This is a genomic window from Aquimixticola soesokkakensis (genome assembly GCF_900172375.1).
Lineage (GTDB): Bacteria > Pseudomonadota > Alphaproteobacteria > Rhodobacterales > Rhodobacteraceae > Aquimixticola > Aquimixticola soesokkakensis.
Window position 1 is genome coordinate 1 of sequence record NZ_FWFS01000018.1, and the last position, 9,270, is coordinate 9,270.

Genomic DNA, 9,270 nt, shown 5'->3' on the forward strand with positions numbered 1-9,270 from the left:
CCACAACCAACATCTCCATCGCGCTCCCTCATGCAACTGAGAAAGCATCAAATCAGAAATATCAGGGGGGTCACTTTTGGACGCCGATTACCCCAATACTGGGGTCAATCTTGCATGCCGGTTCACAGATCTCGGTGGGCTTGCGCCCGAAACCTTCCAGAAAAGCAAATGGGAATTGGGCGCCATCGAAGGGCGCGCGCGCAAGATCAGAAATGGCCTGCTCGATTTCAACGGGGTTCATAAAGGATCGGCCTCAGTTCTGCTGTCTTCCCAAGCGCAAATCGTAGAGATGGGCAACGGCGCCTTGCTCATCTTCATCGCGACACCTTATCGCGCATCTTCAACGTTGGTAACCGAAGACTTGGCCGCCATCCATTTATATCTCCGCAAAGTGAAGCACTTGTGTAAAGTTCAGAAACCAATACATATTTTGGTGGATTTGTGGGAGCGCAGTTCTCCGCACAGACAAAAAAGCGGTCCCATCAGTTCTATGACTGCACCCCGCAAAATACGAGGCCTTACGGCAACAGAGCGCGAGGCAAACTGAGCCCCTCCTCTACTTCGTCCGCGAAAGCTGTTGACCTGAGCCCCAAGTTCCCTCCATCTCTGGGCGGAGTCCTTGGGGCACTGATCCGCCCCCCAACGCTGGACCGCCCTTGGCGAGAGTTTTCCGGCTTCGATCAGGGTGACAGGCTGGTGGTGTCCCCCGATTTTGTCAGCATGATCGGGGATTTGTTACCGATCGCGCCGTGTGGCCGTTCCTCGTTGTAGTATCTACGCCAAGCCTCCAACTTTTCGGCTGCATCCGCAAGCGTCAAGAACCAGTGGGTGTTCAGGCATTCCGCTCTGAACCTGCCATTGAATGCTTCGATGAAGGCGTTGTCCGTCGGCTTGCCGGGGCGCGAGAAGTCGAGGGTGACGCCGCGCTGATAGGCCCAGAGGTCCATGTCACGCGAGATGAACTCACTGCCCTGACCGACCCGGATCGTCTTGGGATAGCCGGTTCCACGGCACACCCGATCTAGTGTCGCAACCACGTCCTCACCGCGATAGCTGAACCGCGCGTCGAGCACCGGCACGTATCGCGAGAAGGTGTCGACAACGGTCAGAACCCGCAGCTTCTTGCCCGTCGCCAGCTGGTCATGGACGAAATCCATCGCCCAGACATCATTCGGACCGACGGCCTCAGCACGGTCATCGCGCAGTTTCGCCTTCACCCGCCTCTTCGGGGTCTTGTTCCTGAGTTGCATCCCCAACTCCCTGTAAATACGATAAACTTTCTTGACGTCGACGCCCCAACCCTCTCGATCCAGGAGCACATGGACGCGCCGATAGCCATAGCGCACCCGGGGCTCGCAGATCTCCTTGATCCGTTTCTCGATCGCGGCCTGATCGGTGCGTCGGGACTTGTAATGATACGTCGAGCGGTCAAATCCGATGGCGCCACAGGCCGTCCGGATCGACACCGCCCAATCACTGCACATCCCACGAACGAGTTCGCGCATGCGACCAGGCCTCAGATCTTTCGGCGGATAACGTCCGCTCGCCATTGTCCTCGGACCGATGGCGGACAAAGGCTCGCCATCTCACGGTCCAGCGTCAGGTCTGCCACGATCTTCTTTAGCCGGCTGTTCTCATCCTCGAGCTGCTTCAGCCGCTTCATCTCGTGTGGCAGCAGGCCTGCATATTTTTTCTTCCAGTTGAAGTAGGTCGCCTGGCTGATCCCCGCCTTGCGACAGATCTCGGCAACCGGCGTGCCTTCCTCCCCCTGCTTGATGATGAACGCCTTCTGCGCGTTCGTAAACTTTGATGCCTTCATATGATTCCGCTCCTCTCCCAGCCAGGAAATCGTAGCGGAAAACTCCAGATTCAATCGGTCCAGTTTGCGGGGATCAGATCAGCCGCAGCGACCGTCGTTCACGGCCCAAAGCTGCCGTCCGTAACAATCAGCTTCGCCGCAATGCAGCTTCCCCGAAGCGGACATGATTGTCGGCGCAGCAAATTGAGGGTGCCTATGACCGCTTTGCGGACTTTTCCGCCGTTCGCTGCATGGGCGCAGCCTGCTCTGAGCCTGCAGTGGGTGCCGAGAGTATCTCTGTCGATACTCAAAAGCGGATTTTCGCCTCAGAACGTCGGTCAACCTGAATGACCGGCAAAATGTTGACCATGTCCTTTATGCACACTATGTTCAGGGTATCGGGGAGTAGCGATCATCAGCGATGATGAGAGCACGTCAACATATTCGCGGCTCATCCGCGTGGCGTGCTCGGTCCAAAGAGACTTTGCGAGACCGTGGCGTGGGGATCCTGCGGGCGGGGTCCGTGCATCGCCCGGTTCAGCCCTGAGGATCCCAAATGTCTCCGATTTCAATCGGCGTGCTTGCCATCTCCATGTCTGTCGATGCCTTCATCGCGTCGGTTGGCAAAGGGGCCTCCGGGCCTCGTCCCAGCTTCGGCCATACCCTACGCACCGGCATGATTTTCGGCTTCATCGAAGCCCTGACACCCCTGATTGGCTGGGGCGTCGGTATGGCCGCGTCACAATATGTCGCGGCGGTTGATCACTGGATCGCTTTCATCCTGCTGTCGGGTGTCGGGTTGCACATGGCGCTGCATGCGGGAGCATCCGATGAGGAGGCAGCCTCAACATCGATGTGGAAGACCATCGTGACAGCTGTCGGGACGTCCATCGACGCGATGGCCGTAGGGGTATCGTTGGCCTTTCTTCAGGTCAACATCTTCGTAATCGCGCTCGCTGTAGGTGCGACCACGATGTTGATGAGTTCGACCGGCCTTCTCGTCGGACGATTTGTTGGACGTCGTTTCGGTCGCATCGCAGAGATCATTGGTGGCGCCGCATTGGTGGGCCTCGGTTCCTTGATCCTTTGGGAGCATTTATCCGCCGCGTGATCGATACAGTCGGTAAAGTCTAGCACGTCACGCTGAGCCGACCTTCACCATCCGATTTCGCGTCACGAGCGGCATTCGTCAAAATGGGCTCGAAGCGGCCATCAGCCGCCGCGCGGCATTTTATGGTATGATGCGATGTCAGCATCGTGTTGTCGATGGGGAGGGCGTGGCGGATCGGAGGATCCGTCATGGACATACCAAACTTACCCGCCATTCGCGCACGTCGTACCGCTTGGAATAAGGGCCGCATCGTCGGCCAGAAGAGACCGCTTAAGCCGAAACACGTTTGGGCGATCAGGGTCAGGCTTGAACTTGCGGAAAACCATCGGGATCTGGCGCTGTTCAATCTAGCGATAGATAGTAAGTTGCGCGGCTGCGACCTGGTCAAGATGAAGGTCGTCGACATCATGGCAGCGGGCCAGATCAAGGAACGGGCTTCCGTGCTGCAAAGCAAGACGAAGAAGCCGGTGCGGTTCGAGATGTCGGAAGGCACGCGTAGCTCTCTCGAACGATGGATGCGAGAGCCTCTGATGATTGGCTCCGAGTACCTATGGCCTGGCCGCTTTCACGAACGGCTGCATATCTCGACCCGCCAATACGCCCGGATCGTCCGCAACTGGGTGACGTCGATTGGCCTCGAAGCCAGCGCTTATGGCACACACTCTATGCGGCGCACAAAAGTGACGCAGATCTACAAGAAGACCGGCAACCTGCGTGCCGTCCAGCTCCTGCTCGGCCACACCAAGATGGATAGCACCGTGAGATATCTTGGAGTCGAGCTCGAAGATGCGTTGACACTCGCCGAGACCATAGAAATCTGACCCTTTGGGCCGTCGTGACTGACGGCCCTTTCCGGACCTTCGCAAACCACATTATAAACGTCTGCTTGCAGAGCCTGAAATCAGGTTCTGCACCATCCTTGGAGTTGCAGGGCTTTGGCCTTACAATGCCCCGATGCGCCTCTCTTTGAAACCTCAACCCTTCTTACGGTCGACACGGGTCCACGAAGTTTGTGGGCCGGCGGCCTTTGCGTTTGCGGCGCTATGTGCCGGCAAGCAGGCGTTTTGGATCAGGGAGGCATGGCTGGCGGATATCGTTTTGCCGCAGGGGATGGAGGCCTATGGCGCGCCATCGGGCATCCTTCTCGCGCGGCCTGCCAGTCAGATTGACGCGCTGGCTGTGGCCGAAGAGGCACTGAAAGACGGGGCGGCGCCCTTTGTCATCCTCGAGATCACCCGACCGCTCGATCTACGCGAAGGGCGCAGGCTGCAACTGGCGGCGAAAGCAGGCGGCACGACGGGGTTGTGCATCATCCCCGAGGGCATGGGGTCGAACGCCGCCGAGACCCGTTGGCGCGCGACGCCCGTCTTTGATCCGGATCGGGAAGACTCGACTCTGATGCGCTGGGAAAGTATCAAGAACAAATCGGGAACACTTGGAGTCTGGTATGTTCGCTGGGACCCGCAGACGCATCATCTGCATGTGGTTCCCCCGGTTGGCCTCCAACCGGGTTCTGCGGGGCTGCCCGAGTGAGCCCCCCTTTGCACTGATCCGCAAGGAGGGAAATGCCGAGCGCATTTATTGCCTGAATGACCCGGCGCAATCGCTGGGCCTGCATCGCGGCATGAGCCTTGCCGATGCCCGCGCGCTTTGCCCCGAACTGCGCATAGAGCCCGCGCGCCCCGACCTGGATGCGCGGTTTCTGGGCGTGCTGCGCCGCTGGGCGATGCGCTATTGCCCTTGGGTCGGGCGCGAGGGCGAGGATGGGCTGGTGCTGGATGTGACCGGATCGACCCATCTTTGGGGCGGCGAAGAGGCCATGCTTGAGGATATGCGCGCGGCCATGGCGCGGGCGGGTGTCGCGCTGCGGCTGGGGCTGGGCGCCACGCGCGGTGCGGCCTGGGCGCGGGCGCATTATGGCGAGGGGGCCGATCTGGCGCAGCTGCCGGTAGCGGCGCTGCGGGTCGACACAGAGACCGTCACCGCGCTGCAGCGGCTTGGCCTGCGCACAATCGGCGATCTGCAAGGCGCCGCCCGCGCGCCGCTGGCCCGCCGCTTCGGGCCGGAACTGCTGTTACGGCTGGATCAGGCGATGGGCGCGGTGCCCGAGCCTGTCACCCCCGAAGCCGAGTCGCCGCATTACGCCACCCGCATGACCCTGCCCGAACCGATCGGGCTGGTGAGCGATGTGATGGGTGTGACCGAACGCTTGCTGAAGCCGCTCTGCACCAAGCTTCTGGCGCAGCATATGGGCGCGCGGCGGCTGATGCTGACGCTGCGCCGCGTCGATCAGGCCAGCCAGCAGGTGGAGCTGCGTCTGGCAGCACCCATGCGCGATGCCGCCCGCATCCTGCCCCTGTTCCAGCGCGGGGTCGACACGGTCGAAGCCGGCTTTGGCATCGACATGTTGCGGCTGGAGGCGGTGCAGGTCGAGCCACTGGCCGTGCAGCAGATCGGCAGCGCCGATCATGGCGCGGACCGGCTGAACGATCTGATCACGCGGATCGGCACACGGATCGGGCTGGAGAATATCCAGCGTTTCCAGCCGACCGACAGCCATATCCCCGAGCGCAGCTTTCTGACCGTGCCTGCCACCCATAGCCTGCCCGCCAGCGGCTGGCAGGTGCCGCGTCCACGCCCGATCACCCTGTTTCCGCCCGAGCCGATCATGGCCAAAGGGGCGGAGCCGCCCGCGCGCTTTCGCTGGCGGCGGATGGCCTTTACCACCGGACGCGCCACGGGCCCCGAACGGATCGCGCCGGAATGGTGGCGCGAGGATCCGGCATGGGCTTCGGGGCTGCGCGATTACTGGAAGATCGACACGCGCGAGGGCCGCAGGCTGTGGCTGTTTTACACGCCGCAAAAGCCCGGCTGGTATGTGCAGGGAGAATTTGCATGAATTATGCCGAGCTGTGCGTGACCTCGAATTTCACGTTCCTCACAGGGGCCTCCCACCCCGAGGAACTGGTTCTGCGGGCCACGGAACTGGGGCTTCAGGCCATTGCCATCACCGACCGCAATTCGCTGGCGGGGGTTGTGCGGGCCTATTCGGCGCTCAAATCCCTGCGCGAGGACCTGACCGAAAGCCTGCGCGTGCGGTCTTCGCATCAGGTCGATAGCTGTTCGCGCCAAGAGGTGGGCAAGCCGCAGGATCTGCCCGCGCCCAAAGCCCCGCGCTTGCCCCGGCTGATCGTGGGCGCGCGGCTGGTGTTGCGCGATTGTCCGGTGGACTGGGTTGCGCTGCCCACCGACCGTGCCGCCTATGAGCGGCTGTCTCGCCTTTTGACCTTAGGTAAGCGGCGGGCCGAAAAAGGCGGCTGCGATCTGGATCTGGCCGATCTGGAGGCGGGCTGTCGCGGGATGATCCTGATCGCGCTGCCACCCGAAGATCTGGAGGCCGCCCAGATGCCGTTGCAGCGGCTGGCGCGGCGCTATCCGGGCTATGTCTTTCTGGGGGCCGCGCCGCGTTATGATGGCAGTGATCAGGCATGGTTTCGCGCCTGCGCCGCGCAGGCGTTGCGCTGCAACACGCCGATGGTGGCGGTGGGTGATGTGCTGATGCACCGCGCCGCCCGCCGCCCGCTGGCCGATGTGCTGACCTGCCTGCGCGCGGGGATCACCATCGACCAAATCGGCACGCGGGCGCTGTTGAATGGCGAACGCCGCCTGAAGGGCGCGAGCGATATGGCGCGGCTCTACCGCCATCATCCGGCGGCACTCAAGCGCACATTGGAGATCGCGGGGCGCTGCAGCTTTGATCTGTCAGAGCTGCGCTATGACTATCCCGATGAGGGGACGATGGGCGAACCCCCGCAGGCGCGGCTGGACCGGTTGGCGCGCGAGGGGCTGAAACGCCGCTATCCGCAGGGCGCGAGCGAGCGGGTGCATCTGCTGATGGCCAAGGAACTGGGCACCGTGGCGGAACTTGGCTATGCGCCCTATTTCCTGACCGTGCATGATATCGTGGCCGAGGCACGGCGTCGCGGCATCCTGTGTCAGGGGCGCGGCTCGGCGGCCAATTCGATCCTGTGTTATCTCTTGGGCATCACCGATGTCAGTCCCGATATGATCGGCATGGTGTTCGAGCGCTTCATCTCGCGCCACCGCAAGGAGCCGCCCGATATCGATGTCGATTTCGAGCATGAGCGCCGCGAGGAGATCATCCAGTGGATCTATGACCGCTACGGCCGCGAACGTGCAGGGCTTTGCGCCACCGTCATCCATTTCCGCACCCGCGCCGCCATCCGCGAGGTGGGTAAGGTGATGGGCCTCTCCCAAGACCTGACCGCACGGCTGTCGGGCGATATCTGGGGGCAGTCGAATGGCGGGGCCGACCCGGACCGCGTGCGGGCGCTGGGGCTTGATCCTTCCGACCGGCGGCTGGGGCTGACACTGCACCTGATCCGCGAGATCATCGGCTTTCCGCGCCATCTGAGCCAGCATGTCGGCGGGTTTGTGATCACGCAGGGACGGCTCGATGATCTGTGTCCCATCGAGAATGCCGCGATGGCGGGGCGCACCTGTATCGAATGGGACAAGGATGACATTGATGCGCTTGGCATCCTGAAGATCGATGTGCTGTCTTTGGGCATGCTGACCTGCCTGCGCAAGAGCTTTGATCTGCTGGCCGAGCATGCGGGGATTCACCACACGCTCGACACCATCCCGCAGGAAGACAAGGCCACCTATGCTATGCTGACCCGCGCCGATGCGGTCGGGGTGTTTCAGGTGGAAAGCCGTGCGCAGATGAATTTCCTGCCGCGGATGAAGCCCAAGACCTTCTATGATCTGGTGATCGAGGTGGCGATTGTCCGCCCCGGCCCCATTCAGGGCGGCATGGTCAAACCCTATATCCGCCGCCGTCAGGGCCTTGAGGCCCCAGAGCCCTTCGGCCCCGAACTGGAAGCCGTGACACATAAAACGTTGGGTGTGCCGTTATTTCAGGAACAGGCCATGCAGATCGCGGTGATCGGCGCAGGCTACAGCCCCGAAGAGGCCGACCGCCTGCGCCGCTCACTGGCGTCCTTCCGCCGCATGGGCACGATCGGCGAGCATCGCGACCGCTTCCTGCGCGGAATGACCGCGCGCGGCTATAGCGAGGAGGTGGCCGCGGCCTGTTTCGCCCAGATCGAGGGTTTCGCCGATTACGGCTTTCCCGAAAGCCATGCCGCGGCCTTCGCCATGCTGACCTATGTCTCGTCTTGGCTGAAATGCCATCACCCGGCGATCTTCACCTGTGCGCTGCTGAATTCCCAGCCGATGGGATTCTATGCCCCCGCGCAGCTAGTGCGCGATGCCCGCGAGCATGGGGTCGAGGTCCGGCCCATCTGCGTGAACCATTCGGGCTGGGACAATAGCCTTGAACGCCGCAGCGACGGGGCGCTGGCTCTGCGGCTGGGGTTCCGGCAGATCAAGGGGATGCGGGCCGAGGATGCGGGCTGGATCGTGGCCGCGCGCGGCAATGGCTACCCCGACCCCGAGGCTTTGTGGCTGCGCGCAGGGATCGCGCCTGCGGTGCTGGAACGGCTGGCCGAGGCGGATGCGTTCAGCGGCATGGGGCTCAACCGCCGCGATGCGCTTTGGGCCGTGAAGGCGATCCGCGCGCCTGCGCCGCTGCCGCTATTTTCCGACCCGCTTGATGGCGAGGGCCTGCGCGAGCCTGTGGTGGCGCTGCCGCAGATGCATCTGGGCGAGGAGGTGGTCGAGGATTACATCGCCACCCGCCTGACGCTGCGCGCCCATCCGATGGAGCTATTGCGCCCCGCGCTCCCCGGCCTGACCCAGCATAGCGATCTGATCCGCGCGCCCTTGCAGCGCGTCACCGTCTGCGGGCTGGTCATAACCCGCCAGCGCCCCGGCACGTCATCGGGTGTCGTGTTCCTGACGCTGGAGGACGAGACGGCGGTATGCAATGTGGTGGTCTGGCCCAAGGTCTACGCGACCTTTCGCCATGCGGTGATGGGCGGGCGGCTGTTGCGTGTCAGTGGCATGCTGCAGCGCGAAGGCATCGTCACCCATGTGATCGCCAGCCGGATCGAAGATATCTCGGCGCGGCTGTCCAACCTTGGCCACCCGATGGGCGCGATCGTCGGTCAAACCCACCCGCCCGCCGATGACGCCCCCCGCCCGCGCCGCACGGCCCACCACCCCCGCGAACAGGCCAAACGCCTCTTCCCCAGCCGGGATTTTCACTAAAAGCTGCCGTTCATGATCTTCCCATCGAATGTCGGCTGCCCGCCCATGCTGTTGAAAAAGTCTTTGTTGCGCTGCGGCAAGTCTTTCGATTCACTCGACTACGAGGGGATTGGAGGATTTCGGCATGATGGGCAGGCAAGAAGCACCGGCGCAGCTGTTTTACGAC

7 protein-coding genes and 1 riboswitch are annotated in these 9,270 nt (G+C 62.4%); of the genes, 6 read left to right on the forward strand and 1 reads right to left on the reverse strand.

Annotation, left to right across the window (positions count from 1 at the left end):
* Positions 1–76 precede the first annotated feature (76 nt).
* Positions 77–547, forward strand: a complete 471-nt coding sequence (locus tag AQS8620_RS16965; RefSeq protein WP_143267579.1) for a hypothetical protein — start codon at positions 77–79, stop codon at positions 545–547.
* A gap of 133 nt (positions 548–680) precedes the next feature.
* Here the strand turns inward: AQS8620_RS16965 and AQS8620_RS16595 are convergent.
* A protein-coding gene (locus tag AQS8620_RS16595; protein ID WP_143267580.1) for an IS3 family transposase occupies positions 681–1,819 on the reverse strand; the annotation gives its coding sequence in 2 pieces (ribosomal slippage) (positions 681–1,522 and positions 1,522–1,819; 1,140 coding nt in all).
* A gap of 367 nt (positions 1,820–2,186) precedes the next feature.
* Positions 2,187–2,351: riboswitch (yybP-ykoY riboswitch) on the forward strand.
* A 3-nt stretch (positions 2,352–2,354) separates the two neighbouring features.
* Here AQS8620_RS16595 and AQS8620_RS16600 point away from each other — a divergent pair.
* The 5 genes from AQS8620_RS16600 (at position 2,355) to AQS8620_RS16620 (ending at position 9,104) form a co-directional block, all read left to right on the forward strand.
* On the forward strand, positions 2,355–2,909 hold the full coding sequence (locus AQS8620_RS16600) for a manganese efflux pump MntP (protein WP_085838142.1): 555 nt from the start codon (positions 2,355–2,357) through the stop codon (positions 2,907–2,909).
* A 188-nt stretch (positions 2,910–3,097) separates the two neighbouring features.
* Positions 3,098–3,730, forward strand: a complete 633-nt coding sequence (locus AQS8620_RS16605; protein WP_085838146.1) for a tyrosine-type recombinase/integrase — start codon at positions 3,098–3,100, stop codon at positions 3,728–3,730.
* Between the two features lie 277 nt (positions 3,731–4,007).
* Positions 4,008–4,442 (forward strand): hypothetical protein, encoded by a 435-nt coding sequence (locus AQS8620_RS16610; protein ID WP_306345915.1) that lies wholly within the window; start codon positions 4,008–4,010, stop codon positions 4,440–4,442.
* Positions 4,357–5,808, forward strand: coding sequence for a Y-family DNA polymerase (locus tag AQS8620_RS16615; protein ID WP_085838144.1), 1,452 nt, complete (start codon positions 4,357–4,359; stop codon positions 5,806–5,808). Before AQS8620_RS16610 ends, AQS8620_RS16615 begins: the two co-directional genes overlap by 86 nt.
* The gene (locus AQS8620_RS16620; protein WP_085838145.1) at positions 5,805–9,104 is read left to right on the forward strand and encodes an error-prone DNA polymerase; all 3,300 of its coding nucleotides are present in this window, start codon (positions 5,805–5,807) and stop codon (positions 9,102–9,104) included. Before AQS8620_RS16615 ends, AQS8620_RS16620 begins: the two co-directional genes overlap by 4 nt.
* Positions 9,105–9,270: the final 166 nt, after the last annotated feature.

Coding starts and splice junctions, on each gene's coding strand:
- AQS8620_RS16600 (WP_085838142.1), top strand. CDS start 2,355: ATGTCTCCGATTTCAATCGGCGTGCTTGCCATCTCCATGTCTGTCGAT.
- AQS8620_RS16620 (WP_085838145.1), top strand. CDS start 5,805: ATGAATTATGCCGAGCTGTGCGTGACCTCGAATTTCACGTTCCTCACA.
- AQS8620_RS16615 (WP_085838144.1), top strand. CDS start 4,357: ATGTTCGCTGGGACCCGCAGACGCATCATCTGCATGTGGTTCCCCCGG.
- AQS8620_RS16605 (WP_085838146.1), top strand. CDS start 3,098: ATGGACATACCAAACTTACCCGCCATTCGCGCACGTCGTACCGCTTGG.